The sequence below is a fragment of the Nocardioides sp. SLBN-35 genome (assembly GCF_006715725.1).
Lineage (GTDB): Bacteria > Actinomycetota > Actinomycetes > Propionibacteriales > Nocardioidaceae > Nocardioides.
Genome location: NZ_VFNU01000001.1, coordinates 5,204,934 through 5,230,690 on the forward strand (window position 1 = coordinate 5,204,934; position 25,757 = coordinate 5,230,690).

A 25,757-nucleotide genomic window follows, 5' to 3' on the forward strand; every position below is an offset into this window, starting at 1 on the left:
TCAGGACCTCCGCGCTGCCAGCAGCGGGCGCAGCAGCTCGGGGACCGACATCGTGAAGCCGTCGCCGAGCGGCACCACCTCGGGCATGAACATCTCCACGCTGCGGTCCGCGCCGGCCGCGATCACGGCCTCGACACTGCCCATGGCGCCGATCTCCATGCAGGTGAGGTACGTCGGCGGCAGCATCGCCATCTCGCCGGCCTCGGCCTGCGCGACCGCGTCGTCGGCGGCGAGCCAGACGACCTCGGAGGACTCGGACGAGACGTCGCGGGTGACCTGCCCGTCGGGCAGGTGGGCGACGAAGAACCACGTGCGGTAGCGCTTCGGCTCGAAGACCGGCGTCAGCCAGCCGCTCCAGATGCCGAGCAGGTCGGTGCGCAGCACCAGCCCGCGGCGGTCGAGGAAGTCGGTCATCGACAGCTCACGCGACTCCAGCGCGACCCGGTCGGCCTCCCAGTCGTCGCCGGTGGTGTCGGCGATCACTGAGTCGGCGGCGGTGCCGGCGAGCAGCACACCCGACTCCTCGAACGTCTCGCGGACCGCGGCGCAGACCAGCGCACGTGCGACGTCCACGGTCGTGCCGAGCCGGGCCGCCCACTCGTCCGGCTGCGGGCCGGCCCAGGCGACCGTGTGGTCGTAGTCGCGCGGGTCGACGCCGCCGCCGGGGAACACGCACATGCCCCCGGCGAAGTCCATCGTGGTGTGCCGGCGCAGCAGGTAGATCTCCGGGCGCCCCTGCGCGTCCGAGCGCTGTAGGACCACCGTCGCGGCGTCCCGCGGCTCGGCGGCCTGGCGCCGCCCGTCGCCGTACTCCGCCGCGAGGTCCGCGACGTGCGCCGGCAGTGGGATCGGCGGCAGAGGGATCCGCGGATGCCTCGGCCCGAGTGTCACAGGGCCGCCATGATCTCGGCGACCACCTCGACCTCGACCGGCGCGTCCAGCGGCAGCACGGGTACGCCGACCGCGGACCGGGCGTGGATCCCCGCGTCGCCGAAGACGTCGCCGAACAGCTCGGACGCACCGTTCGCGACGCCGGGCTGGCCGGTGAAGTCCGGCGTCGATGCCACGAAGACGACGACCTTGACGATCCGCACGTTGGCCAGGTCGCCGGCGACCGAGCGGATCGCGGCGATCGCGTTGAGCGCACACTGGCGGGCGCAGGCGTAGGCGTCCTCGGCACTCACGGTGTCGCCCACCTTGCCGGTGGCCATCAGGGCGCCGTCACGCATCGGCAGCTGGCCGGCGGTGTAGACGTGGTCGCCGCTGCGGGTCGCGGGGACGTACGCCGCCACCGGCGGCACGACGTCCGGGACGCTCAGGCCGAGCTCGGCCAGGCGCTCCTCGGGGGTGGTCGCGTCGGTCACCGCTCAGCCCTCGACCGGGCGCTTGAAGTACGCGATGTCGTTGCCGCCCTGGCCCGGGACGAGGGTGACGAGCTCCCAGCCGTCCTGGCCGAAGTTGTTGAGGATCTGCGCCGCGACGTGGTTGAGGACGGGCGCCACCTGGTACTCCCACTTGGTCATGCCTCGCACCCTACTCAGGGGCGAGGTGGTGTGGCGTCGGTCACACGATGTGCAACGATGCCGCGGTGAGCCTCGACAACGCCGTCTGGATGCTGACCGCGCTCGCCGCGGTCGTCGTGCTCCTGACCAGGATGCGGCTCTCCTCGGAGCACGGCCAGTCCGGCCACGCGGTCGTCCCGCTCGCCGTGGTCAACGCCCACACCCTGATCGGCGTGGTCGCGCTCGCGGTGTGGATCTACTACCTGACTTCGCCCAGCGGCGGCGTCGGTGCCGTCGCGCTGGTCGTCTGGTGGCTCGAGGTGCTGCTCGGGATCCTCATCCTCGCGCGGTGGTTCGCCCGGCCCGGCAAGCACGCCGCCGACACCACGGGCGACAGCTGGGCCGAAGGACCCTCGCTCTCGATCCTCGGGCACGTCGGGATGCTGCTCGGGATCGGCTTCTTCACCTGGGTGGTGCTGGCCGACAGGATCGCGGGCTGAGGCGCTCAGCCGTAGCGGTTCACGACCCACAGCATCTCGCGGTACCTGTCGTCCTCCTCGGGCGGCGGCGGGTCGATGTCCTGCGAGGCGCGCAGCTCGTCGGGATCGATCGGCGGGGGCAGGTGCTTGTAGCGCTCCAGCCGGGACTGCTCGGCCATGGGGACTCCTTCCGACGTCTTCGATGGTACGTCGGACGCGGCGGATCCACCCGTGGTCTGACGCCTGGGCGTCCGGGCCCGTCTACGGTGGCCCGGTGCATCGGCAACCCTGGCGCCTCGGGCCGCGCGGCGAGCGGTGGTTCGACCTCGTCCTGACCGGGTTCCTGCTGCTGCCGGTGGTGCCGTACCTGCTCTTCGTCGACGCCCTCGACGGCGTGCTGATGCTGTTCCAGATCACGCCGCTCGTGGTCCGCCGGCGCTGGCCGGTGCAGGTGTTCGCGGCGGTGGCCGCGGGCAGCGCGGTCCAGGCGCTGGTGACCGATCACCCGCTGTGGAGCCAGTTCGCCTTCCCCGTCGCGCTCTACTCCGTCGCGCGGTACGCCGGGCCGCGGTGGGCCGGCGCGGCACTCGGCACCGGCCTGGTCGGCGCCGCGATCGCCTCGGTCGACTGGCTGCGCGGCTTCGGCGCGAGCATGCTCACCCCCGAGAACGTGCTCGCGTACTCCGTCACGATCGGCCTCTTCGTCGTCGTCGCCTGGACGCTCGGCACGCTCGCCCGCACCCGTCAGGCGTACGTCGACGCGCTGGTCGAGCGCGGCGAACGACTCGAGCGGGAGGCGGCCCAGCAGGCCGCACTGGCCGCCATGGAGGAACGGCACCGGATCGCGCGCGAGATGCACGACGTGGTGGCACACGGACTGACCACGATCGTCGTGCAGGCCGACGGCGCTCGGGCCGCGGCGGCGCACGACCCGTCGGTGACCGGACCCGCGCTGGCCACCATCGCGACCACCGGCCGGGAGGCGATCGCCGAGCTGCGCCGGATGCTGGGCCTGCTGCGGGCCGAGGAGGGGCTGACCGCGCCGCAGCCCCGGCTCGCCGACCTGTCGGACCTGCTGGACGGGGCGCGGACCGCCGGGACCGTGGTCGACGCACGGCTCGCCCCGATGCCTGCCGTGTCGGACGGGGTGGCGCTCACGACGTACCGGATCGTCCAGGAGGCGCTCAGCAACGTGCGCAAGCACGCGGGGCCCGGCGCCACCGCCCGGGTCGGGGTGTGGCTGGACGGCGGTGCGGTCGCGGTGGAGGTGGCCGACGACGGGCGCGGCGCCGCGGCTCCCGACGACGGGCGCGGACTCGGGCTGGCGGGGATGCGGGAGCGGGTCGACGCCCACGGCGGCACGCTGACGACCGGGCCGGCGGTGGGCGGCGGTTTCCGGGTGTGCGCGAGGATCCCCCTGTGAACGATCCGGGGAGCGAGCCGATCCGGGTGTTCCTCGTGGACGACCAGGACCTGGTCCGGGCGGGGTTCCGGATGCTCATCGACAGCCAGCCCGACCTGAGCGTGGTCGGCGAGGCCGGCGACGGCGGCCAGGCCCTGGAACGGCTCGCGGTGACGCGCTGCGACGTCGTGCTCATGGACGTGCGGATGCCGCGCCTCGACGGCGTCGAGGCCACCCGCATCCTGCTCGAGCGCCCCGACCCGCCGCAGGTGATCGTGCTGACGACCTTCGACCTCGACGAGTACGCGTTCGCCGCTATCCGCGCCGGCGCCGCCGCCTTCCTGCTCAAGGACGCCACCCCCGAGACGCTGCTCGACGCGATCCGCACCGTCCACGCCGGCGACTCGGTGGTCGCCCCGAGCACCACCCGTCGCCTGCTCGAGCACTTCGCCGGCGCCCTGCCCGACCTCGCGCCCGCCGGCGCGGACGACCGCCTGGCCACCCTCACCGACCGCGAGCGCGAGACCCTGGTCCTCGTCGGCCGCGGTCTCACCAACGCCGAGATCGCCGCCGACTTCGTGGTCTCCGAGGCCACGGTCAAGACGCACATCGGACGCCTGCTCGCCAAGACAGCGTCGCGGGACCGGGTGCAGCTGGTCGTGCTGGCGTACGAGTCCGGGCTCGTCGGCTCCTGACCGTCGCACCCGGTCCACCCGTCGTCGTACCCACGGATCAACCCGTGGCCTGACGATCCGCCGGCCGATCCCGGCGAGGCTCGGTGCCATGACCTCCCTGCTCGCCGCCAGCGCTCGCGGCCTCACCAAGTCCTTCGGCCGCGGCGACACCACGGTCCACGCCCTGCGCGGCGTCGACCTCGACCTTCCTGCCGGCCGGTTCACCGCGATCATGGGGCCCTCGGGCTCCGGCAAGTCCACGCTCATGCACTGCCTGGCGGGCCTGGACCAGCCCAGCGCCGGCACCGTCTCGGTCGCCGGACAGCCCCTGGAGAGCCTCGGGGACGACGCGCTGACCCGGTTCCGGCGCGACCACGTGGGCTTCGTGTTCCAGGCGTTCAACCTGCTGCCGATGCTCACCGCCGAGCAGAACATCTGGCTGCCGACCGAGCTCGCAGCTCGCCCGCGCAACCCCGACACCCAGCAGCGCTTCGCCGCCATCGTCGAGACCCTCGGCCTCACCGAGCGTCTCGGCCACCGCCCGGCCGAGCTGTCCGGCGGCCAGCAGCAGCGGGTCGCCATCGCGCGGGCGCTGCTGGCCGGACCGGCGATCGTGTTCGCGGACGAGCCGACCGGCAACCTCGACAGCACCAGCTCCGCCGAGGTCCTCTCCCTGCTGCGCCAGTCGGTGCGTGAGCTCGGCCAGACGGTCGTCATGGTCACCCACGAGATCGAGGCGGCGCAGTACGCCGACGAGATCGTCGTCCTCGCCGACGGCCGGATCGTCGAGCGCCGCGAGGTCGCGGCCTGATGCGCACCGTGATCTGGGCGTCCCTGCGCACCCATACCCGCAGGTACGGCGCCGCGCTGCTCGCCGTCGTCATCGGCTCCGCGTTCATCGTGGTGACCGCCGCGCTGTCCTCCGCGATGCGCGAGGGCCTGACCGCCGGCCTCGGCGAGCCGTACGCCGGCGCCACCGCTGTCGTCGACAGCCCGTCGGCGGCGGACGCGGCGGAGCTCCTCGACGCCGCTCCCGCCGCGGGCGCCGACGCGTGGCTGATCGGCTGGACCATGCAGCAGGTCGCGGTCGGCGGCACGGACGGCGGCACGGACGGCGGCACTGTCGTCGACACCGACACCGACATCGGGCAGCTCCCCGACCGGCCCGACCGGCGCTGGCAGGAGCTCGTCCAGGGCCGGTTCCCCGGCGGCTCCGGCGAGGCCGTCGTCGACACGAACACCGCGAAGGTCGAGAAGCTCGGGGTGGGCGACCGGCTGCGGATCGGCACCGGTGCCAGCGCGCTCGACGTCACCGTCGTCGGGCTGGTCGACTCGCCGTCGACCTACGCGTACGCCTCGGTCTACGTGCTGTGGTCGGACCTCGCCCGCTGGCAGGACCAGCTGTTCGTGACCAGCCTCGCCTGGGCGGGCGCCGACGCGACCACGACGATCCGCGCCGTCGTGCCCGACGCCGACGTCCAGGACGTCGACGGCTACGTCCAGGACCTCCAGCAGGAGGTCAACAACGGCGTCGACATCGTGCAGATCGTGGTGCTGCTGTTCGGCGCGATCGCCCTCGTGGTGGGGGTGCTGGTCATCAACAACACCTTCACGATCCTGTTCGCGCAGCGGACCCGCGACTTCGCGCTGCTGCGCTGCGTCGGCGCGACGCGGCGCCAGGTGCTGCGCTCGGTGCGGCTCGAGTCGCTCGCGCTGGGCGTGCTGGCCGCCGTCATCGGGGTCGGGGCCGGTCTCGGCGCGGGGCACGGCCTGGTGGCGCTGGTCCGCGCGCAGTGGCCGGGGACCCGCCTCGGCGACGCGAACGTGACCCTGTCCTGGCTCGCCGGATCCGCGGCGGTGGCGGTCCTCGTCACCCTGGTGGCGGCCTGGCTGCCCACCCGCCGTGCGGTCCGGGTCAGCCCGCTGGCCGCGCTGCGTCCCGACGACAGCACCCAGGTCCGCAGCCGCACCGGCCGGATCCGGCTCGCGCTCGGCTTGCTCGGCCTGGTGGCCGGCTCCCTCGGCCTCGGCGCCGCGATCGCGACGGCCAACGTCGGTGCCCTCACCATCGGCGGCGCCCTGGTGTTCGTCGGAGTGCTGCTCCTCGGTCCGGTCCTGGTGCCCGCCCTGATCCGCTCGGCCGAGCCGCTCACGCAGCGACTGCTCGGGCCGGCCGGGCGGCTCGCCGCCGGCAACGCGGTCCGCAACCCCCGGCGTACGGCGGCCACCGCGGCCTCGCTGCTCGTCGGCGTCACGCTCACGACAGCCGTGCTGACCGGCATGGCCAGCTCCCGCAGCGCCCTCGCGGCCGACATGGACGAGCAGCACCCGATCGACCTCGCCGTCACCGGCACTGCTCCCCTGCCCGCCGACGCGCTGCCCCGGCTGCGGGCGATCGACGGGGTCGTGGCCGCCGTACCCGTCCCCGGAGCGGTCGCCCGGATCGGCGAGCTCGACCCGCTCCCGCTCCTGACCGCCACGGCCGGCGGCGACGCGAAGGTGCTGCACGGCGACCTCCCGACACCCGGTCCCCGCCAGGTGCTGGTGCCCTGGGACCTGATCGGCGACGGCCTCGAGGTCGGCGACGTCGTGCGGGTCACGGTCGGCGACCGGCGCCGCGACCTTCGGGTCACCGGTGGTGAGGGCTGGGGCGAGGCCGCCCTGGTCCGCCGTACGACGCTCGCCCGGCTCGCTCCCGACGCCCGGCCCCGAGCGGTCTGGCTGCGCGCCGCGAAGGACGCCGATCCCGAGGACCTGGCCGGCTCGGTCGAGGCCGTCGCGTCGCCGCTCGACGCCGGCGTGGAGAACGGCCTGGCCAAGCGGGCCTACGTCGACACCCAGCTCGACGTGCTCACCGGCGGGGTCGTCGGCCTCCTCGCGATCGCGGTCCTCATCGCCCTGGTCGGCATCGGCAACACGCTCGGCCTGTCCGTGCTCGAGCGCGGCCGCGAGCACGCGCTGCTGCGGGCGCTCGGCCTGACCCGGCGACAGGTACGCAGGATGCTCGCTGCCGAGGCCGTCCTGCTGTCGGTCGTGGCGACCGTGCTCGGCACCGCGTTGGGCGTGCTGTTCGCGTGGACCGGCGTCCGTGCGCTGGTGCAGCCTGCGGTCGACGGCGCGAGCCTGGTCCTGCCGTGGGGCCAGCTCGCCGCGGTCGTGACGATCTCCGCGCTCGCCGGCCTGGTCGCGGCGGTGCTCCCGTCGCGCAAGGCGTCCCGGATCACCCCGGCCGCGGGACTCTCGCTGGACTGACCCCCTCACCCGACGGAGCCTCGCTAGTGGTGTGGCTCGGAAATGGCTTGTCCCTTCGCGTGCCCACAGTGTGTGCATCGCAAGGCGGCATCGCGACGGCATACCGGGCGTATTCCGAGCGATCGCCAAGCAGCGAGGTGCATGCTGTGGGTGCGCGAAGGGGTGAGCCATTTCCGTGACGCACCACTAGGCTCCGTCGGGTGAGCGATTGGCCGAAGGTGCGTCTCCACGTCGTCACCGGCAAGGGCGGCACGGGGAAGTCGACGGTCGCGTCGGCCCTCGCGCTCGCCCTCGCGACCCGCGGCAAGAACGTCCTGCTGTGCGAGGTCGAGGGCCGCCAGGGCATCGCCCGGATGTTCGACGTCGACCCGCTGCCCTACCAGGAGCGGCGCCTCACCACCGGCCTGCCCGACGCCGACGGCGGCCGTGGGGTCGTCCACGCGCTGCACATCGACGCCGAGTCCGCGCTGCTGGAGTACCTCTCGATGTACTACCGCCTCGGCCGCGCCGGCAAGGCCCTCGACCGGTTCGGCGTCATCGAGTTCGCGACCACCATCGCCCCCGGCGTCCGCGACGTGCTGCTGACCGGCAAGGTCTACGAGGCGGTGCAGCGCAACAGCCGCAACAAGAACGCGATCGAGTACGACGCCGTCGTGCTCGACGCGCCGCCGACCGGCCGGATCACCCAGTTCCTCAACGTGAGCAACGAGCTCGCCGGGCTGGCGAAGGTCGGGCCGATCAAGGCCCAGTCCGACACGATGATGACGCTGTTCCGGTCGCCGCGGACAGCGGTGCACCTGGTCACCGTGCTCGAGGAGATGCCGGTCCAGGAGACCGCCGACGGCATCGCCGAGCTGCGGGCCGCCCGGCTGCCCGTCGGCGGCGTGGTCGTCAACCAGGTCCGGCCCCGCGACCTCGACGCCGAGGACCTCGCCGCGGCCCGCGCCGGCACCCTGGACCGCGGCCGCATCGAGGCCGACCTCGCCGAGGGCGGCATCACCGCCGGCCCGGCGCTCGTCGACGGGCTGCTCGCCGAGGCCGCCGACCACGCGGAGCGCCGGGCGCTGGAGGACAGGCAGCGGGCCCTGGTCGCCGCGCTGGACGTGCCGTCCTACGAGCTGCCGCGGATGGCCGGCGGCATCGACCTCGGCGGGCTCTACGAGCTCGCCGGCCTCCTCCGAGTCCAAGGGATGGCATAGCGACCATGGCCCGCAGCAGCGCCCACCGGCCGTCCAGGGTCGGCCCCGCGACCGGCCGCCAGGCCGACCCCCTCGACGTCGACGCCCTCCTCGACGACCCCGGCACCGGGATCATCGTGTGCTGCGGCTCGGGCGGCGTCGGGAAGACCACGACCAGCGCCGCGCTCGCGCTGCGAGCCGCCGAGCGCGGCCGGAAGGTCGTCGTACTGACGATCGACCCGGCGCGCCGGCTCGCGCAGTCGATGGGCATCGAGGAGCTCGACAACACCCCGCGCCCGGTCACCGGCGTGCAGGGCAGCGGCCACCTCGACGCGATGATGCTCGACATGAAGCGCACGTTCGACGAGGTGGTGCTCTCCCAGGCCAGCCCGGAGAAGGCGAAGCAGATCCTGGCCAATCCCTTCTACATCGCGCTGTCGAGCTCGTTCGCGGGCACGCAGGAGTACATGGCGATGGAGAAGCTCGGCCAGATTCATCGTGATGCGCAGGCGAGCGGAACCTACGACCTGATCGTGGTCGACACCCCGCCGTCGCGCTCGGCGCTGGACTTCCTCGACGCCCCCGAGCGGCTCTCCAGCTTCCTCGACGGCCGGTTCGTGCGGTTGCTGCTGATGCCCGCGAAGGGGCCGGCGAAGCTGATGACCGCCGGGATCGGCCTGATCACCAACGCGCTGACGAAGATCCTGGGCGCCCAGTTCCTCAAGGACCTGCAGACCTTCGTGACCGCGCTCGACACGGTCTTCGGCGGGTTCCGGCAGCGGGCGCAGCAGACCTACTCGCTGCTGAAGGCCGACGGTACGGCGTTCCTCGTGGTCGCCGCGCCCGAGGCGGACGCGCTGCGCGAGGCGGAGTACTTCGTCGAGCGGCTCAGCGAGGACGACATGCCGCTGGCCGGCCTGGTCGTCAACCGCGCCAGTCCGGCCCCGGGCGGCGAGCTGTCGGCCGAGGAGGCGACGACCGCGGCCGAGCGGCTGCGTCGTACCGACGACGAGTCCCCGACGGCACCGCTGACCGCCGGGCTGCTGCGGCTGCACGCCGACCGGGTGCGCATGGTCGAGCGTGAGCGCACCCTGCGCGACCGGTTCGCGACCGCGCACCCCCAGGTGGCGACGGCCGTCGTACCGGCGCTCGCCGGTGACGTGCACGACCTCGACGGCCTGCGCCGGGTCGGCAACCTCCTCGCCCGGCGCCACTGACCGGAGTCAGCAGCGTCGGAGAAGGCGGTTCCCTGTCGTCAGACGGCGGGGATGGCCTGCTCGTCGCGCGCGTCCTCGAGGACCTTGCGCCACGAGGCGGCGGGCCGGCGACGGAGGAGAGCACGACGCTCCCGCTCGGTCATCCCGCCCCAGACGCCCCACTCGATCTGGTTGTCGAGCGCCTCGGCGAGGCACTCGGTGCGTACGGCGCAGCTGGTGCAGACCTGCTTCGCCTTGTTCTGCTCGGCACCACGGACGAACAGCTGGTCCGGCTGCTGGTCCCGGCAGGCGGCGCGCGGCGCCCAATCCTCAACCCACATATGTGTCCCCTGTACTTCCCACATCCGAAGAGCCGTCGCCCCCACAGCGCTCGGTCTCCTCGACCGGACCAAAGTAAAGGAGGATCGCCAAGACTGATATCGCTCATTGGGCCCAACCTGTCTAGTCACATCGGACTAGACAGGTCGAAGGCGGGGGCGCGCGACGAGTCGGGCCGGTGAGGCAGGGTCCCGTACCCTGACCGCATGGCGCGCACCCGGTTCGACGGACTTCCCCCCGGGAAGGTCGCTTCCCACCTCGGCGTGATGCTGCTCGTCGCGGTCGTGCTCGGTGTCGTCGTCTCCGGCCTGGCGATCCCGTTCGCCGGCGTGCTCGGCTTCTCCGCGCGCAACGTCTCCGAGTCGGTCGACGACCTGCCGCAGGAGCTCGAGACAGAGCAGCTGCCCCAGCGCACCGAGGTGCAGGACGCCGAGGGCAAGACGATCGCCACGCTCTACGACCAGAACCGGGTCAACGTCCCGCTGCGCCAGATCTCGCGCACGATGGTCGAGGCCATCGTCGCGATCGAGGACTACCGCTTCTACCAGCACGGCGCCCTCGACGTGAAGGGCACCCTGCGCGCCCTGCTCACCAACCAGGCAGCCGGCGGTGTCTCCCAGGGTGGCTCGTCGATCACCCAGCAGCTCGTGAAGCTGACCCTGATCACCCAGGCCGAGGGCGACAAGGAGGCGATCGCGGCCGCCAAGGAGGACAGCTACGGTCGCAAGCTGCGCGAGCTGCGCTACGCGATCGCCCTCGAGAAGCGGCACAGCAAGGACTGGATCCTCGAGCGGTACCTCAACACGGCGTACTTCGGCGACGGCGCCTACGGCATCCAGGCGGCCGCTCAGCACTTCTTCGGCGTCAACGCCAAGGACCTCAAGCTGCGCCAGGCCGCGCTCCTGGCGGGCCTCGTGCAGAGCCCCGAGGCCTACAACCCGACGCGGAACGCCGCCCAGGCCAAGGTCCGCCGCGACATCGTGCTCGAGCGGATGGCCCAGCTCAACGTGATCCCCCAGGCCGACGCCGACAAGGCCAAGGACCGCAAGCTCGGCCTGCACGTGCAGGAGCAGCCCAACGGCTGCGTCAACTCCGAGGCCCAGTTCTTCTGCGACTACGTCGTGCGCTGGCTGATGACCGATCCCGCCCTCGGCGCCACCGAGCAGGAGCGCAAGCGGCTGATCTTCAACGGCGGACTCACCATCAAGACGACCGTCGACCTGCGCTACCAGAAGGCCGCCAACGATTCCGTGGCCTCGCACGTCTACAAGGACGACTCGGCCATCGGCGGCCTGGCGCTCATCGAGCCCGGGACCGGCAACGTCAAGGGCCTGGCCCAGTCGCGGCCGATGGGCAAGAAGAAGGGCGAGACCTTCCTCAACTACGCCGTGCCGACGAGGTACGGCGACGCGGCCGGCTTCCAGCCCGGATCGACGTTCAAGGCGTTCGTGCTGGCCTCGGCGATCAACCAGGACATCCCGCTGACCCAGCGGTTCCCGGCGCCGCAGACCCTGACCGTCAACCTGGGCGACTTCACGACCTGCGACGGGCCCTACCAGAGCGGCGAGACCTGGAGCCCGAAGAACTCGACCAGCGCCTCGGCCGCCCCCAACCTCTACGAGGGCACCCAGAAGTCGGTCAACACCTTCTTCGTGAACCTCGAGAAGGCGACCGGCATCTGCGAGCCGTGGAAGCTGGCCCGCGAAATGGGCATCACCGAGCTCACCAAGGCCGCGCAGGTCCCGTCGTTCACCCTCGGCATCGCCGACGTCAGCCCGCTGGAGATGGCCGAGGCGTACGCCACCTTCGCCGCCCAGGGACTGCACTGCGACGCCCGCCCGGTCACCGAGATCGCCGACGCCCAGGGCAATGTGCTCAAGAAGTACGAGAAGCAGTGCACCCAGGTGCTCGCCAGCCCGGTCGCCAACGCGGTCAACGACGTGCTGCGCGGCGTGGTCTCCTCAGGCGGGTTCGCCGCGGCCCAGTACCCGGGCCAGCCGGCCGCCGGCAAGACCGGTACGACCAGCGACAACAAGGCCGTGTGGTTCGTCGGCTACACCCCCAACCTCGCCGGCGCGGCGATGGTCGCGGGCGTCAACCGGGCCGGCCAGCCGCAGTCCCTCGACGGCGTCTCGATCGGCGGCGCGGTCCGCTCGACCTCCGGTTCCACGACCGCCGGCCCGATCTGGGGCGACGCGTTCAAGGCCGTGGCCCCGCTGCTCGACGACGTCGACTTCACCCGCCCGTCCTCGACCGACGTCCGCGGCCTGCTGATCACGGTGCCGCCCGTGTCCGGCAAGTCGTACGACGACGCGAAGGCGACCCTCGAAGGGCTCGGCTTCACCGTCGTCAACGGCGGCACCGTCGACTCCGCGGTCGGCCAGGGCCTGGTCGCCTGGTCGGCGCCGGGCACCGGCGCCCGCCTGGCCTCCGGCGACACGGTCACGCTCTACGTCTCCGACGGCACGCCGAAGGTCAAGAAGGGCAAGGGGAAGAAGAACAAGGGCCACGGCAACAACGGGAACGGCCAGGGCTGACTCTGGACCGCACCCCATGCGTTCTGGTCGCAGATCGGCCCAGATCGCGACCATTCCGCATGGGGTGCGGCGGACAGCTCAGCCGAGCTGGCGGCGTACCTCAGCGGCCACGGCGGCACCGTCGGCACGGCCCTTGACCTGCGGCTGCACGATGCCCATCACCTGACCCATCGCCTTCGGCCCGGCACCCGCGGCCCCGGCCTGCTCGACAGCGGCGGTCACGATCGCGGCGATCTCCTCGGGACCGAGCTGCTCGGGCAGGTAGTCCTGGATCACCGCGGCCTCGGCCCGCTCCTTCGCGGCGCTCTCGGGCCGGTCGCCCTCCTCGAACGCCACCGCGGCCTCGCGGCGCTTCTTTGCCTCGGCGGCGAGGACGGTGAGGACCTCGTCGTCGGTGAGCTCCTTGGCGACCTTGCCGGCGACCTCCGCGTTGGTGACCGCGGTGAGGATCATCCGCAGCGTCGACGACCGGACCTCGTCGCGGGCCTTCATGGCGGTCGTGAGGTCGGTGCGCAGCTGCTCCTTGAGGGTGCTCATGCCCCGATTCTGCCTGCCGTGGGCGAGACTGGACGAATGGGATTCGGGAGGGCAGTGCTGCGGACGGTCGGCGCCGGGGGCGCCCTCGGGGCCGCGGTGACGTCGTACGCGCTGTGGGAGGCGCGCCAGTACACCCTGCGCCGGGTCGACCTGCGGGTGCTGCCCGCCGGGATGCGGCCGCTGCGGGTGCTGCACCTCAGCGACCTGCACATGACGCCCGGGCAGACGCGCAAGCAGGAGTGGCTGCGCGATCTGGCCCGGCTGGAGCCGGACCTGGTCATAGACACCGGCGACAATCTCGCCCACCGCGACTCCGTGCCCGTCGTACTCGACAGCCTCGGCGGCCTGCTCGAGTGTCCCGGCGTCTTCGTGCACGGCTCCAACGACTACTTCGAGCCCGGCTTCCGCAACCCGATCGGGTACCTCCTCCCGGACGACGGCTCCCGCCACACCCACGTCCCCCAGCTGCCGTGGCGCGACCTCACCGCGGGCCTCACCGGCGCCGGCTGGCTCGACCTCACCAACCGTCGCGAGCAGGTCAAGGTCGGCGACGCGGTGCTGGCCTTCGCCGGGGTCGACGACCCGCACCTCGAGTACGACGACCTCGGTGCCGTCGCCGGACCCGCCGACCCCACGGCCGACCTGCGGCTCGCGGTCGCCCATGCGCCGTACCTGCGGGTGCTGGACCAGTTCGCCGCCGACGGCTACGACGCCGTCGTCGCCGGACACACCCACGGCGGCCAGGTGCGGCTGCCGTGGCCGGGCGGCTCGCGCGCGTACGCCACCAACTGCGACCTCGAGCCCGCGCGCGCCCGCGGCCTGCACCGCCACCCCGCCGACTCGCGCCCCGGCGACCCGGGCTCGGCCTGGCTGCACGTGTCGGCCGGGCTCGGCACCAACCCCTACACCCGGGTCCGGATCGCCTGCCGCCCCGAGGCCACGCTGCTCACGCTGCAGCCGCGCTGACCCGTCCGGCGATCGGCCTGAGGCGTATCCCGATTGCAGGTCCGGGCCCTGGCTCCGCTATGCTCCGGTGCTTGTGAGTCGGCTTCTTCGAGGCCGGTGATCGGCGGGCTGTGGCGCAGTTTGGTAGCGCGCCTCGTTCGGGACGAGGAGGCCGCAGGTTCAAATCCTGTCAGCCCGACAGGCCGAAGGGCGGATCCGGTGGAGCCGGATCCGCCCTTCGACGTTCTCAGCCTCGTTTCTTCACCTTCCGCGCGCCGCCGTGTCGTCCGCCGACCGCGCGCCGATCACCTGTGCGTTCGTGACACACTGCATGCCATGTCAGACGAGCAGGACAAGCTGAAGCTCAGCTTGGAGCCGCCCAAGCTGTTCGGGCGGAAGAAGAAGTCCGCCCAACCGGCCGAGGCGCCCGCCCCGGCCGCCGAGGCGCGGACTGCTCGTCCTGCCGCCGAGCCGGAGCCGGTTGCCGAACCGGTCGCCGAGCCCGAGCCCACCGTAGTGCTGCCCGAGGTCGTCGAGCCGGAGCCGGAGCCGGAGCCCGTCGTGGTCGCCGAGCCGGAGCCGGAGCCCGTCGTGGTCGCCGAGCCGGAGCCGGAGCCAGTCGTGGTCGCCGAGCCCGAGCCGGAGCCCGTCGTGGAGCCCGAGCCGGAGCCGGTCGTCGCGGCCCCCGCACCGGTGGCCACGGCCACCCCCAAGCCCGCACCCAAGCCCGCCCCCAAGCCCGCCCCCAAGCCGAAGCCGGCTCCCGAGCCCGCCGTCGTGGACGTCGAGCCCGAGCCGGTGAGCTCCGCGGCCCTCGAGGACGCGGAGATCGCCGCCCTGGGCGACGGCGGGCCGCTGCTGACCGTCTACCGCGCCGCTGCCCTCACCGGGCTCGTGGTGGGCGCGGCGATGGTCGTGCTGACCTGGCTGTCCCTGCGCGGCTGCGAGGCGGTCCGCGGGACGTCCTCGTGCGGCGGCGGCCCCGGCTTCCTGCTGCTCGTCGCCACGTTCGCACTCTGCGTCCTGCTCGGCGCCCAGCTGCTCAAGGCGTTCGCGATCCCCGACCCGGGCAGCAGCAGCTTCCTGGCGGTCGGCCTGGTCGCCGTGGTGGCCCTGCTGTTCCTCATCAACCTGCTCGACCACTGGTCGACGCTGATCATCGTGCCGATCCTCAGCATCGGCGCCTACCTCGCCTCGGTCTGGGTGACGAAGACGTTCGTCGACCCGGCCAACGAGTAGCGCGACCCGGCTCGAACTGGCCCGAAAAAGCCGCCGACCCGGCAGAAAGTGTCCTCGCTCAGGACATCTTCTGCCGGGTCGGCGCAATTCTGGCGCCCGTTTGTGCCGGGTCAGCGGGAGGCGGCGATCAGCTCCGCGATCTGCACGGTGTTGAGCGCGGCCCCCTTGCGCAGGTTGTCGTTGGAGACGAACAGCGCGAGGCCGCGGTCGCCGTCGACGCCGGGGTCCTGGCGGATCCGGCCGACGTACGACGGGTCCTTGCCGGCTGCGGCGAGCGGGTTCGGGATGTCGGCGAGCTCGACGCCGGGAGCCGTGGCGAGCAGCTCCCGCGCGCGCTCCGGAGTCAGCGCCCGCTCGAACTCGGCGTTGATCGCCAGCGAGTGGCCCGTGAAGACCGGGACGCGGACGCACAGGCCGGAGACCCGCAGGTCCGGGATGCCGAGGATCTTGCGGGACTCGTTGCGGAGCTTCTGCTCCTCGTCGGTCTCGTTCAGGCCGTCGTCGACGAGGTTGCCGGCGAACGGCAGCACGTTGTAGGCGATCGTCTCCTTGTAGACGCCCGGCTCGGGGAACGCGACGGCCTCGCCGTCGTAGGCCAGCTCCCGGGCCTTGTCGCCGGCCGCGGCGACACCGGTGGCGAGCTCCTCGACGCCGGCGATGCCGGAGCCGGAGACGGCCTGGTACGTCGACGCGATCAGCCGGACCAGCCCGGCCTCCTCGTGCAGCGGCTTGAGCACCGGCATGGCGGCCATGGTGGTGCAGTTGGGGTTCGCGATGATGCCGCGACCGGCCGCGATCACCTCGGCCGCCGCCTCCGGGTTGACCTCGGAGACGACCAGCGGGATGGACGGGTCCTTGCGGAAGGCCGAGGAGTTGTCGACGACGATCACGCCGGCGTCGACGAACCGGGGCACCAGCGCGCGCGAGGCGGTGGCGCCGGCGGAGAACAGGGCGACGTCGAGTCCGGTCGGGTCGGCGGTCTCGGCGTCCTCGACGACGACCTCGCGGTCTCCGAACCGGAGCACCTTGCCGGCCGAGCGGGGCGAGGAGAAGAACCGGACCTGGTCGACCGGGAAGCTCCGCTCGAGCAGGATCTGGCGCATGGCGACGCCGACCTGGCCGGTCGCGCCGACGACTCCGATGTTGATGCCCATGACGCTCAGCGCCCCGTTCCGCCGTAGACAACGGCCTCGATCTCGTCCGACCCGAGGTCGAACGCTGCGTGGGCGGCGTTGACGGCCGCCTCGACCTGGGTCTCGGCCACGACGACCGAGACGCGGATCTCCGAGGTGGAGATCATCTCGATGTTGACGCCCGCCTCCGAGAGCGCCTCGAAGAAGCGCGCGGAGATGCCCGGCGAGGAGCTCATGCCGGCACCGACGATGGACACCTTGCCGACGCTGTCGTCGTAGAGCAGCGACTCGAAGCCGACCGAGTCCTTGAGGCGGTCCAGCGCCGTCATCGCGGTCTGCCCCTCGCCGGCGGGGAGCGTGAAGGAGATGTCGGTGAGGTTGGTCGCGGCTGCCGACACGTTCTGCACGATCATGTCGATGTTGATCTGCGCGTCGGCGACGGCGCGGAAGATCGCGGCCGCCTCGCCCGGCTTGTCCGGTACGCCGACCACCGTGATCTTGGCCTGGCTGCGGTCGTGGGCGACACCGGTGATGATCGCGGCTTCCATGGAGCTTCCCTCCTGAACAACATCCTCGGCCTTGACGACCCAGGTGCCCTCCTTCTCGGAGAAGGACGAGCGGACGTGGATGGGCATGTCGTAGCGGCGGGCGTACTCGACGCACCGCAGGTGCAGGATCTTGGCGCCCTGCGCGGCCATCTCGAGTGTCTCCTCGTAGGAGATCCGCGGCACCTTGCGGGCGCGGGGCTCGATGCGCGGGTCGGCGGTGAAGATGCCGTCGACGTCGGAGTAGATCTCGCACACGTCGGCCTTCAGTGCGACGGCGAGCGCCACCGCGGTGGTGTCGGAGCCGCCGCGGCCGAGGGTGGTGATGTCCTTGGTCGTCTGCGAGACGCCCTGGAAGCCGGCGACGATGGCGATCGCGCCCTCGCCGATGGCGGCCTCGATGCGGCCCGGCGTCACGTCGATGATCTTCGCCCGGCCGTGCTCGGCGTCGGTGATCACGCCGGCCTGCGACCCGGTGAAGGAGCGCGCCTCGTGCCCGAGGTCGTGGATCGCCATGGCCAGCACGGCCATCGACATCCGCTCACCCGCGGTGAGCAGCATGTCGAGCTCGCGCGCGGGCGGCAGCGGGGAGACCTCGTTGGCCAGGTCGATCAGCTCGTCCGTCGTGTCCCCCATCGCGGACACGACGACCACGACCTGGTGGCCGGCCTTCTTCGTGTTGACGATGCGCTGCGCGACGCGCTTGATCCCGGCGGCATCGGCGACCGACGAGCCGCCGTACTTCTGCACGACAATGCCCACGGGGGCTCACTCCTGGCGGTGGTCTCGGGGGAAGGGCAAAGGCCACGACGACGGGGCCACCCCCGATTCTACGAGAGGGCGCTAGGCGTTTTCGCCGCTGTCCAGCACGGCGGCCGCCGCCTCGACCAGCGCCAGCTCCTGGGTGGTGTCGAGGTCCACGTCGAGCCGGTCGTGGGCCACGACCGACAGCAGCGCCTTCATCGCCGACCCGGCCAGCGCACCCCACGAGGAGACGTAGGAGAACTGCCACCACCACAGCGCCTCCTCGACGTCGCCCGCGTCGTAGTGGCGCACGCCGACGGCGAGGTCGGCCGCGATGCTGGTCAGGTCGTCGGAGAGCAGGCCCTCGACCATCTCGGGGGCGTAGGGGTCGAAGACGTAGCTGTAGGTGTCGAGCTGCCCGAGCAGGGTCGCCAGCTGGAGGCGCAACTCGTCGATGTCGTCGGGGTCCGGACCGTCGTCGGGCTGGTACTCGTCGCGCGGCGCGAAGTCGCGGTGCACGCCCAGCCGGGCGCCGGTGAGCGCGATCTGGCTGATCTGGATCAGCAGCAGGGACACGGCCTGGCCGCCGCTCGCCTGGGCTGCGACGACCCTGACGCCGTCGAGGAAGGACCGCACGGACGCCGCGATGTCGTCGGCGAAGCGCACGGTCTCGGTCTCCACCGCGATCAGCGCCTCCAGTGCCGCGAGGCCTGGGAGCTGCTCGGTGGTGGTGCTGTTGTCGCTCATGTTCCCGTTCATGTCGCTGTCTGCCTTCCCACGAATGCCCGACCCAAGGTGACCTCGTCGGCGTACTCGAGGTCTCCTCCCACCGGAAGTCCACTGGCCAAACGCGTCACGCGCAACCCCAGGGGGCCGAGCATGCGCGTGAGGTACGTCGCGGTGGCCTCGCCCTCGAGGTTGGGGTCGGTGGCGAGGATCACCTCGACGACGGTGCCGTCGCCGAGCCGCGTCAGCAGCTCGCGGATGTGGAGCTGCTCGGGACCGATGCCGTCGATGGGCGAGATCGCGCCGCCCAGGACGTGGTAGCGGCCGCGGAACTCGCGGGTCCGCTCGATCGCGACGACGTCCTTGTACTCCTCGACCACGCACAGCACCGTCGGGTCCCGGCGCGGGTCACGGCAGATCCGGCACTGGTCGTCCTCGGCGACGTTGAAGCAGACCGAGCAGAACTTCACCTTGTCCTTGACCTCGATCAGGACCTCGGCGAGGCGGCGTACGTCGGCCGGGTCGGCCTGCAGCAGGTGGAACGCGATCCGCTGGGCACTCTTCGGACCGACCCCGGGCAACCGCCCGAGCTCGTCGATGAGGTCCTGGACGACGCCTTCGTACAAGGGTGCGGCCCCCGCTCAGAAGCCGAGCTGGCCGGGCGACGGCAGGCCGCCGCCCAGGTCGGGCATCCCGCCGGCCAGCGGGCCGAGGGTCTGCTCGGCGAGCTCGTCGATCTTGGTGCGGGCGTCGCGGAACGCGGCCACGACCAGGTCACCGAGGTCGGCGAGCGCCTCGGCGTCGGTGCCCTCGAGCGCCTCGGGCTTGATCTGCACGGCGGTCAGCTCGCCGGCGCCAGTGACCGTCACGGTCACCGCACCGCCCGCGACCGTGCCCTCGACCGTGGTCTCGGCCAGGCGCTGCTGGGCGTCCTGGAGCTGGTCCTGCATCTGCTGGGCCTGCTGGAGCAGGGCGCCCAGGTCGAGGCCGCCGCCACCGGCGAGGGCGTCGAAGGGGTTCTGGCTCATGTGGGTCTCTTCTCGGTGTCGGTGAGGAAGGTCTGGTACGTCGGGCGCCGGGCGGGTCAGTCGCCGCGCGGCGTCTCCTCGATCAGCTGGGCGCCCAGCTCGCGGGCCAGGAGCTCGGCACTGGACTCGGCATCGACCTCGCGGTCGTTGAAGTCGACGGCGGCGTCGGGGTCCTCGGGCGGCGCGTCGACGGCGGCGCCGGCCCGGGCCTGGAAGTCGGCGATCATCTGGCGGCGGGCGCCCGGCTCGGGGTCGGGCTCCGGCTCGGGCGGGCCGTCGGCCGGCGGCGGCTCGGTCGCCCATGGCGGCGGGTCGTCGGTCGGGGCCGCGGGCGCTGGAGCGGGCGCTGCGGCGGGGGCGGCCGGTGCAGCCGCTTGCGGGGGCGCGGTGACCGCGGGCCATCCGCCGGCGTCGGCCTCGGCCGGGGCGGACGCGGCCGGGACGGGCGCGGCCGGGGCTGCGGCGGGCTCGGGGGTGCGCGCGTTGGGGTCGGCGGCCGGGTCGACGATCGCCTCGATCCGGACGTCGGCGCCGATCTCGTCGATGACGGCCTGCTGGACGATCTCGGCGTGGCCGCCGGACTCGAACGAGCGGCGCGGACCGTCGGACTGGAAGCCCAGGCTGAGCACCTTGCCGTTGAACCCGACGACCTGGGAGTTCTGGGTGAGGTGGATCCAGGTGACCCGCTTGACGCTCTTGACCCGGTCGATGACCGAGGGCCACAGCCGGCGTACGTCGATCAGGGTCAGGCCGCTGCCGCCCGCCGGCTCCTCGGCAGGAGCGGCAGGAGCGGCAGGAGCGGCGACAGGCTCGGGAGCGGACGGCGGCGGGGCGGCCGCGACCGGCACCGGCTCGGGCGCCATCTTCGGCGCCATCTCGGGCACCGGCGCGGGAGCAGCAGGGGCAGCGGGAGCGGCCGGGGCAGGAGCCTCCACCCGCTCGGGCGCGGCCCGGTCGTGGCGGGAGGGCGCCGGCCGGTCCTGGGCGGGGACGGCGGCGGGGGCCGGGGCCGGCGCGGACTCGGCGGAGGTCGTACCGCTGATCGAGGCGCGACGCTCGAGCCGGTCGAGACGGGCGAGCACCCCCTCGGTGGTGTGGTCGGCAGCGGGGAGCAGGATCCTGGCGCAGATCAGCTCCAGCAGCAGCCGTGGGGCGGTGGCGCCGCGCATGTCGGTGAGCCCGGCGGCGACCAGGTCGGCGGCGCGGGTCAGCTCGGCGCGGCCGAACGCGGCGGCCTGGGCGACGAGTCGGTCGGCCTGGTCGCCGGAGAGGTCGAGCAGGCCGGACGCGGCGGCGTCGGGGACCGCGGAGATGATGACGAGGTCGCGCAGCCGGCGCAGCAGGTCCTCGGTGAAGCGGCGCGGGTCCTGCCCGGTCTCGATCACTTTGTCGACCACACCGAAGACGGCAGAGCCGTCGCCGGCCGCGAAGGCCGACACCACGTCGTCCAGGAGGGTGTCTGGGGTGTAGCCGAGCAGCCCGCTGGCCAGGTCGTAGGTCACGCCCTGCGGCCCGGCGCCGCCGAGCAGCTGGTCGAGCACGGACAGGGTGTCGCGCGCGGAGCCCGCGCCGGCCCGGACCACCAGCGGCAGCGCGGCGGGCTCGATGGAGACGCCCTCGCGGTCGCACAGCTCGGTGAGGTACGACGTCAGCAGGCGCGGCGGGATCAGCCGGAACGGGTAGTGGTGGGTGCGCGAGCGGATGGTCGGGATGACCTTCTCGGGCTCGGTCGTGGCGAAGATGAACCGCAGGTGCGGCGGCGGCTCCTCGACGAGCTTGAGCAGGGCGTTGAAGCCCTGCGTGGTGACCATGTGGGCCTCGTCGATGATGTAGACCTTGTAGCGGCTCTTGACCGGCGCGAAGAACGCCTTCTCGCGCAGGTCTCGAGCGTCGTCGACACCACCGTGGGAGGCGGCGTCAATCTCGATCACGTCGATCGACCCGGGGCCGTTGCGGGCCAGGTCGCGGCAGCTGTCGCACTCGCCGCACGGGTCGGAGACGGGCGCCTTCTCGCAGTTGAGCGCCCGGGCCAGGATCCGCGCGCTCGTCGTCTTGCCGCAGCCACGGGGGCCGGAGAAGAGGTAGGCGTGGTTGACCCGGTTGGCGGCCAACGCGGCCCGCAACGGCTCGGTGACGTGCTCCTGCCCGATGACCTCGGCGAAGGTCTCGGGCCGGTAGCGGCGGTAGAGCGCGAGCGGGGAGTCCACGGGTGCCACCCTAGTCGCAGGGCCCGACACCTCCGGGCGCCCCCGAAGGAGAGGACGAGCAGGCATGACGACGATCGACCGGGACGAGGCGCGGGCCTTCCAGAAGCGCATGGTCCGGGTGCGCGAGGACGCCGCCCTGGGCCTGCTCCTGGGCATCGGCGACGAGCTCGGCCTGCTCGACGTACTGGCCCGCACCGGACCCGCCGACCCGGCCACGCTGGCGGCCGCAGCGGGGGTCGACGAGCGCTACCTGCGCGAGTGGCTGGACGGCATCGTCGCGGGCGACGTGGCGACGTACGACGCCGCCACCGGCCACTACGCCCTCCCCCGCGAGCGCGCCGCCTGCCTCACCCCGGCCGACGGCCCGGTCAACCTCGCGCGCAGCCTCAAGATGCTCACCATGCTCGCCGGCGTGGAGCCCGAGCTGCGGGAGAGCTTCCGCCACGGCGGCGGGCTGGGCTACGACCGCTTCCCCCGGTTCCACGAGCTGATGGCCGCCGACGCCGCGGCCGTCCACGACGCCGGCCTGCTCGACGTCGTCGTCCCGACCGTCCCCGGCCTGCACGAGCAGCTGAGCGCCGGCGCCGCCCTGGCCGACATCGGCTGCGGGTCCGGGCACGCGGTCAACCTGCTCGCCCGCGCCTACCCGGCCAGCACCTTCGTCGGCTACGACCTCGGCGACGAGGCGATCGCGGCTGCCCGCGCCGAAGCCGCGGCCTGGGGCCTGACCAACGCGACCTTCGAGGTCCGCGACGTCGCGGAGCTCGGGGAGGAGGCGGCGTACGACGTCGTGACCGCCTTCGACGCGATCCACGACCAAGCCTTCCCCGACCGGGTGCTCGCCGGCATCGCCGCCGCGTTGCGGCCCGGCGGCACCTTCCTGATGGTCGACATCAAGGCCCAGTCGGGCGTCGAGAACAACCTCGGCCTGCCGTGGCTGACCTACCTCTACACGCTGAGCCTGATGCACTGCATGACGGTCTCCCTGGCTCACGGCGGCGCCGGCCTCGGCACCGTGTGGGGCCGGCAGACCGCGGTGCGGATGCTCGAGGAGGCCGGCCTGGTCGACGTCGACGTGCGCGAGGTCCGGACCGACCCGTTCAACTACTTCTACGTCGCCCGCCGGCCGCACTAGGAGAAGCAGAGGCCCCCCACGCACCCGATAGAGCTCACTTACCCTTGCTGCCTTCCGGCCCTGGGGGAGTTGGGTGAGATACCGCCACGTGGGGGGTTGCGGACCACTTTAGGGGATGAGCCGAGCGGGCCTCACATCGCCGTGGTCAGCGCAGGATGTTGACCACCGTCAACAGGACCGGCGCGACCATCACGACCAGCAGCACCCACGCGACCACCCGGTGGGAGCGCTTCGAGCTGTCGAGCGACCCGGCGAGCTCGAGCAGCGCACCGTCCGGCACCAGCCGGTTGAGGCCCATCCGCTGCGCGTCGGCAGGCAGGTGCTCGACGGGAGCCCACGGCTCCGGGTCGTCGCCCCGCGCGGTCATGCAGCGATGGTACGTCGGCAGCGTGGCCCCGAGGGGAGTCCCGATTCCACCTCGCCGTCCATCTGCCGGTAATCTCTCCCACGGAGCTGTCGCCTAGTGGCCTATGGCGCTCGCTTGGAAAGCGGGTTGGGTTAACAGCCCTCGGGGGTTCGAATCCCCCCAGCTCCGCCAGCAGCACCGGACGGCGTCGCGCGCAGCGCGGCGCCGTTCGACGTTCTCAGCCGGATCGGCCGGGTCAGCCGGCCGCCGGCGGTGGGCCGAGCATCTCACCGGCGAGGTCGAGGTCGTCGGTCATCACGGCCCAGCAGCCGGCGGCGGCGAGCGCGGCCAGGGTCGCGGGGTCGTCGGTCGTGCGGGCGACGACGCTGATCCCGGCCGCCCGGGCGCGGGCGACGAGGGCGCGGTCGATCGTCGGGGCGTCGACGTGGATCGCGTCGACCTTGCCGGCCAGCGGTCCGAGGTCGGCGGGCGCGACGGACCGGATGAGCGCGACCCGAGCCGTCGGGAGGACCTGGGAGAGACGTTCGAGCCCGGTCAGGTCGGCGCTGCTGAACCGGATCCGGCCGGAGTCGACCAACGGCAGGTAGGGCTGCAGGGCGGCCGCGACGCGGTGCACGAAGTCGGGGCTCGACTGCTTGAGCTCGAGATGGGCGCCCAGCCCGCTGGCGGCGACCTGGCGCAGCAGGTCGTCGAGCTCCGGGACCCGGGTGCCGGCCCAGCCGGCACCGAACCAGCCGCCGGCGTCGAGCTGCCGGATCTCGGCGAAGGAGAAGGACTCGACAGGCTGGTCGGCCCGGTCCGGGAAGACGTTCGCGACGTCGGTCGTCCGCCGCAGCGTCGGGTCGTGCACGAGCACCAGGTGGCCGTCGGACGTCGCCCGTACGTCGGTCTCGACGCCGGACGCGTGGCCGGTGGCCGCGGTGAACGCGGGCACCGTGTTCTCGGGCGCCACGGCGCTGCGACCGCGGTGCGCGAGCACCTGGGGCGTCACCGCCGGCCACACCCGCAGCGTGCGCGCCCGCGAGCGGAGCGCGGGACGACGGCCGTGCTTGGCGACCCGCGCCCGCAACCGCACCACGCCCGGCTGCCTGAGACGTACGTCGAAGCGCGCGACCCGGGCCCGCCCCGACCGTCCCCGCAGCACCCGCACGCCGCTCGACGTCGCCACCCGCAGCCGGACCGTGCGCCGGCGCGGACCCGACGCCGGGACACGGACGACGACGCGGACCGTCGTACCGCTGCGGGCGTGGTCGGGTGCCCGGAGCACCACCCCCTGCTGCGCCGCCTCGGCCGGCGCCGGCGGCACGCCGAGCAGTCCGGCGAGCAGGGCGACCAGCGCGAGGGCGGCCCGCATCAACGCCGCCGGGACAGGAGCGGGCGCACGATGAGGAGCACGACGAGCGCCGCACCCCCGCCGAGTCCCCACCAGACGGCGTCGTGGCGGGCGCCCGCCAGCACGTCGGCCTCAGCGCGTGGCGGCCGCGCCGGCTGGTTCTGGACCTTCTTCTCGGCACCCATCTCGGCGACGTCGCGCTGGATCGCCTCGACCGGCTGGACCACGCCGTACCCGGTGATCGGGCTGGACGGTCCGCCGTTGCCGCTGGCGGTCTGCTCGAGCCGGGTCCGCAGCTGCGCGGCGTCCTCGTCGGGATGCATCGACCACACCAGCGCCGCGACCCCGGCCACCTGGGCGGCCGCCCACGCGGTCGACGCGGGTGCGACGACGCACCAGCCGCCGTTGCGGGCCCGCGACACCGCGTCGGCGCCGGGCGCGGACAGGTCGATGGCGGAGCTGCGGAGCACGGTGCCGGAGCTGCCGGGCGTCGAGACGCCGACCGCGACGACGCCCGGGTCCGCGGCCGGCCAGACCAGGTCGGCGACGTCCTCGCCCTTCTTCGGCTCGTCCTGGTAGCCGTCGGGGAAGCCGCTGTCGCCGGTGGGGCGATCACCCGACGCGGCGACGAGGAGGACACCGGTGTCGACGAGGCGGTCGACCTGGGCCTCGAGCTCCGGGGAGTGCGGCACCTGGGTGGGTACGACGACGACCACCCGGCCGCCGAGGTCGCCGCCCGGGGCCCGGCGGTTCGCCACGTCGGCCAGCGCCGCGGCGAGGTCCGCCGCCATCGGGACCTTCTCTCCCTCCTGGGAGCGCTCCGGGCTGTCGTAGAACCTCTTGTCGACGATCCCGGCCCCCGGCGCGATGCCGACGTCGATCTTGGGCTCGCTCTGGTCGGCTCCGGCGATGATGCCCGCGACGGCGATGCCGTGGCCGCTCGGGAGGTCGGTCGGCCCGGGGTTGTTGAAGCCACCTGCACCGCTGTCGACGACGACCACCTTCACGTCCTGGCCCGGCCGCCGACCGGCCTTCCTCGCCAGGGCCTGAGCCTCGGCGACGTGGAGCGAGAGGTTGGCCGTGTTGTCGCCCTTGACGGTGCGCTGGTCGGTGGTCGCCATGTCGACGTCGAGGCACGACGCGCCGACCGGTGCCTCGGCCGAGGTCGCGGTCACCGCCGCCATCGCGGGTGTGACCGACAGCCCGACGAGGGTGCCGGCCAGCGCCGCTGCGGCGGCGCGCACAGGTCCCGGGACGTG

Annotated in this window: 26 protein-coding genes, 2 tRNA genes and 1 other RNA gene; 13 read left to right on the forward strand and 16 right to left on the reverse strand. The window is 73.0% G+C overall.

What is annotated here, in order from left to right:
* The 3 genes from FBY23_RS25030 to FBY23_RS26280 are packed head-to-tail and all read right to left on the reverse strand — an operon-like array spanning position 1 to position 1,523.
* Entirely contained in the window at positions 1 to 891 is an 891-nt protein-coding gene (locus FBY23_RS25030; RefSeq protein WP_141800620.1) for an NUDIX domain-containing protein, read from the reverse strand.
* Positions 888 to 1,364, reverse strand: a complete 477-nt coding sequence (locus tag FBY23_RS25035; protein WP_141800621.1) for a RidA family protein — start codon at positions 1,362 to 1,364, stop codon at positions 888 to 890. The genes FBY23_RS25030 and FBY23_RS25035 overlap by 4 nt, the downstream gene beginning before the upstream one ends.
* Before the next feature lie 3 nt (positions 1,365 to 1,367).
* A complete protein-coding gene (locus tag FBY23_RS26280; RefSeq protein ID WP_174245243.1) occupies positions 1,368 to 1,523 on the reverse strand; it encodes a hypothetical protein in 156 nt (51 codons plus the stop codon).
* Between the two features lie 65 nt (positions 1,524 to 1,588).
* Here FBY23_RS26280 and FBY23_RS25040 point away from each other — a divergent pair, with 65 nt between their 5' ends.
* On the forward strand, positions 1,589 to 2,002 hold the full coding sequence (locus FBY23_RS25040) for a hypothetical protein (RefSeq protein WP_141800622.1): 414 nt from the start codon (positions 1,589 to 1,591) through the stop codon (positions 2,000 to 2,002).
* A 5-nt stretch (positions 2,003 to 2,007) separates the two neighbouring features.
* On the opposite strand, the gene FBY23_RS26090 is transcribed toward FBY23_RS25040, so the two are convergent.
* On the reverse strand, positions 2,008 to 2,160 hold the full coding sequence (locus FBY23_RS26090; RefSeq protein ID WP_160158366.1) for a hypothetical protein: 153 nt from the start codon (positions 2,158 to 2,160) through the stop codon (positions 2,008 to 2,010).
* A gap of 95 nt (positions 2,161 to 2,255) precedes the next feature.
* Between FBY23_RS26090 and FBY23_RS26360 the strand changes: the two genes are divergently transcribed.
* The 6 genes from FBY23_RS26360 (at position 2,256) to FBY23_RS25070 (ending at position 9,704) form a co-directional block, all read left to right on the forward strand.
* Complete coding sequence (locus FBY23_RS26360) at positions 2,256 to 3,404, forward strand: sensor histidine kinase (protein WP_141800623.1); 1,149 nt, start codon at positions 2,256 to 2,258, stop codon at positions 3,402 to 3,404.
* Positions 3,401 to 4,078, forward strand: coding sequence for a response regulator transcription factor (locus FBY23_RS25050; protein ID WP_260806550.1), 678 nt, complete (start codon positions 3,401 to 3,403; stop codon positions 4,076 to 4,078). The genes FBY23_RS26360 and FBY23_RS25050 overlap by 4 nt, the downstream gene beginning before the upstream one ends.
* 88 nt (positions 4,079 to 4,166) lie before the next feature.
* Complete coding sequence (locus FBY23_RS25055; RefSeq protein ID WP_141800624.1) at positions 4,167 to 4,868, forward strand: ABC transporter ATP-binding protein; 702 nt, start codon at positions 4,167 to 4,169, stop codon at positions 4,866 to 4,868.
* Entirely contained in the window at positions 4,868 to 7,309 is a 2,442-nt protein-coding gene (locus FBY23_RS25060) for an ABC transporter permease (RefSeq protein ID WP_141800625.1), read from the forward strand. The genes FBY23_RS25055 and FBY23_RS25060 overlap by 1 nt, the downstream gene beginning before the upstream one ends.
* Before the next feature lie 200 nt (positions 7,310 to 7,509).
* On the forward strand, positions 7,510 to 8,508 hold the full coding sequence (locus tag FBY23_RS25065; protein WP_141800626.1) for an ArsA-related P-loop ATPase: 999 nt from the start codon (positions 7,510 to 7,512) through the stop codon (positions 8,506 to 8,508).
* Positions 8,509 to 8,513: 5 nt separating this feature from the next.
* Positions 8,514 to 9,704, forward strand: a complete 1,191-nt coding sequence (locus tag FBY23_RS25070) for an ArsA family ATPase (protein WP_141800627.1) — start codon at positions 8,514 to 8,516, stop codon at positions 9,702 to 9,704.
* 38 nt (positions 9,705 to 9,742) lie between these two features.
* On the opposite strand, the gene FBY23_RS25075 is transcribed toward FBY23_RS25070, so the two are convergent.
* Positions 9,743 to 10,024 carry a WhiB family transcriptional regulator gene (locus FBY23_RS25075; protein WP_141800628.1) on the reverse strand — a complete coding sequence of 94 codons (282 nt, stop codon included), beginning with the start codon at positions 10,022 to 10,024 and terminating at the stop codon, positions 9,743 to 9,745.
* Between the two features lie 204 nt (positions 10,025 to 10,228).
* Here FBY23_RS25075 and FBY23_RS25080 point away from each other — a divergent pair, with 204 nt between their 5' ends.
* Positions 10,229 to 12,559: a transglycosylase domain-containing protein gene (locus FBY23_RS25080; RefSeq protein WP_141800629.1), complete on the forward strand. Its 2,331-nt coding sequence runs from the start codon at positions 10,229 to 10,231 to the stop codon at positions 12,557 to 12,559.
* Positions 12,560 to 12,637: 78 nt separating this feature from the next.
* On the opposite strand, the gene FBY23_RS25085 is transcribed toward FBY23_RS25080, so the two are convergent.
* Entirely contained in the window at positions 12,638 to 13,096 is a 459-nt protein-coding gene (locus FBY23_RS25085) for a GatB/YqeY domain-containing protein (RefSeq protein ID WP_141800630.1), read from the reverse strand.
* Positions 13,097 to 13,132: 36 nt separating this feature from the next.
* Here FBY23_RS25085 and FBY23_RS25090 point away from each other — a divergent pair, with 36 nt between their 5' ends.
* The 3 genes from FBY23_RS25090 to FBY23_RS25100 all read left to right on the forward strand — a co-directional run bounded on the left by FBY23_RS25090 (position 13,133) and on the right by FBY23_RS25100 (position 15,280).
* Positions 13,133 to 14,062, forward strand: a complete 930-nt coding sequence (locus FBY23_RS25090) for a metallophosphoesterase (RefSeq protein WP_141800631.1) — start codon at positions 13,133 to 13,135, stop codon at positions 14,060 to 14,062.
* Between the two features lie 104 nt (positions 14,063 to 14,166).
* A tRNA-Pro gene (locus tag FBY23_RS25095) sits at positions 14,167 to 14,240 on the forward strand.
* A gap of 137 nt (positions 14,241 to 14,377) precedes the next feature.
* Positions 14,378 to 15,280, forward strand: coding sequence for a hypothetical protein (locus tag FBY23_RS25100; RefSeq protein WP_141800632.1), 903 nt, complete (start codon positions 14,378 to 14,380; stop codon positions 15,278 to 15,280).
* Positions 15,281 to 15,390: 110 nt separating this feature from the next.
* Here the strand turns inward: FBY23_RS25100 and FBY23_RS25105 are convergent, their stop codons facing one another.
* The 6 genes from FBY23_RS25105 to FBY23_RS25130 form a co-directional block, all read right to left on the reverse strand.
* Positions 15,391 to 16,434: an aspartate-semialdehyde dehydrogenase gene (locus FBY23_RS25105; protein ID WP_141800633.1), complete on the reverse strand. Its 1,044-nt coding sequence runs from the start codon at positions 16,432 to 16,434 to the stop codon at positions 15,391 to 15,393.
* 5 nt (positions 16,435 to 16,439) lie between these two features.
* Positions 16,440 to 17,720 (reverse strand): aspartate kinase, encoded by a 1,281-nt coding sequence (locus tag FBY23_RS25110; RefSeq protein WP_141800634.1) that lies wholly within the window; start codon positions 17,718 to 17,720, stop codon positions 16,440 to 16,442.
* Between the two features lie 81 nt (positions 17,721 to 17,801).
* Positions 17,802 to 18,449, reverse strand: coding sequence for a DUF5063 domain-containing protein (locus FBY23_RS25115; RefSeq protein ID WP_141800635.1), 648 nt, complete (start codon positions 18,447 to 18,449; stop codon positions 17,802 to 17,804).
* A gap of 8 nt (positions 18,450 to 18,457) precedes the next feature.
* On the reverse strand, positions 18,458 to 19,054 hold the full coding sequence (gene recR, locus FBY23_RS25120; protein WP_141800636.1) for a recombination mediator RecR: 597 nt from the start codon (positions 19,052 to 19,054) through the stop codon (positions 18,458 to 18,460).
* A gap of 15 nt (positions 19,055 to 19,069) precedes the next feature.
* Complete coding sequence (locus FBY23_RS25125) at positions 19,070 to 19,456, reverse strand: YbaB/EbfC family nucleoid-associated protein (RefSeq protein ID WP_141800637.1); 387 nt, start codon at positions 19,454 to 19,456, stop codon at positions 19,070 to 19,072.
* A 56-nt stretch (positions 19,457 to 19,512) separates the two neighbouring features.
* Entirely contained in the window at positions 19,513 to 21,729 is a 2,217-nt protein-coding gene (locus FBY23_RS25130) for a DNA polymerase III subunit gamma and tau (protein ID WP_141800638.1), read from the reverse strand.
* Here FBY23_RS25130 and FBY23_RS25135 point away from each other — a divergent pair.
* On the forward strand, positions 21,728 to 22,798 hold the full coding sequence (locus tag FBY23_RS25135; RefSeq protein WP_141800639.1) for a methyltransferase domain-containing protein: 1,071 nt from the start codon (positions 21,728 to 21,730) through the stop codon (positions 22,796 to 22,798). The genes FBY23_RS25130 and FBY23_RS25135 overlap by 2 nt on opposite strands.
* A gap of 7 nt (positions 22,799 to 22,805) precedes the next feature.
* Here the strand turns inward: FBY23_RS25135 and ffs are convergent.
* Together ffs and FBY23_RS25145 are read right to left on the reverse strand one after the other, a co-directional pair.
* An RNA gene (ffs, locus tag FBY23_RS25140) (signal recognition particle sRNA small type) lies at positions 22,806 to 22,896 on the reverse strand.
* A 47-nt stretch (positions 22,897 to 22,943) separates the two neighbouring features.
* The gene (locus FBY23_RS25145; protein ID WP_141800640.1) at positions 22,944 to 23,165 is read right to left on the reverse strand and encodes a hypothetical protein; all 222 of its coding nucleotides are present in this window, start codon (positions 23,163 to 23,165) and stop codon (positions 22,944 to 22,946) included.
* A gap of 82 nt (positions 23,166 to 23,247) precedes the next feature.
* Between FBY23_RS25145 and FBY23_RS25150 the strand changes: the two genes are divergently transcribed.
* Positions 23,248 to 23,336: transfer RNA gene (locus FBY23_RS25150), tRNA-Ser, on the forward strand.
* Between the two features lie 64 nt (positions 23,337 to 23,400).
* On the opposite strand, the gene FBY23_RS25155 is transcribed toward FBY23_RS25150, so the two are convergent.
* Positions 23,401 to 24,519 carry a glycerophosphodiester phosphodiesterase family protein gene (locus FBY23_RS25155; protein ID WP_141800641.1) on the reverse strand — a complete coding sequence of 373 codons (1,119 nt, stop codon included), beginning with the start codon at positions 24,517 to 24,519 and terminating at the stop codon, positions 23,401 to 23,403.
* Positions 24,519 to 25,742 carry a S8 family serine peptidase gene (locus FBY23_RS25160; RefSeq protein WP_141800642.1) on the reverse strand — a complete coding sequence of 408 codons (1,224 nt, stop codon included), beginning with the start codon at positions 25,740 to 25,742 and terminating at the stop codon, positions 24,519 to 24,521. Before FBY23_RS25160 ends, FBY23_RS25155 begins: the two co-directional genes overlap by 1 nt.
* Positions 25,743 to 25,757 lie beyond the last annotated feature (15 nt).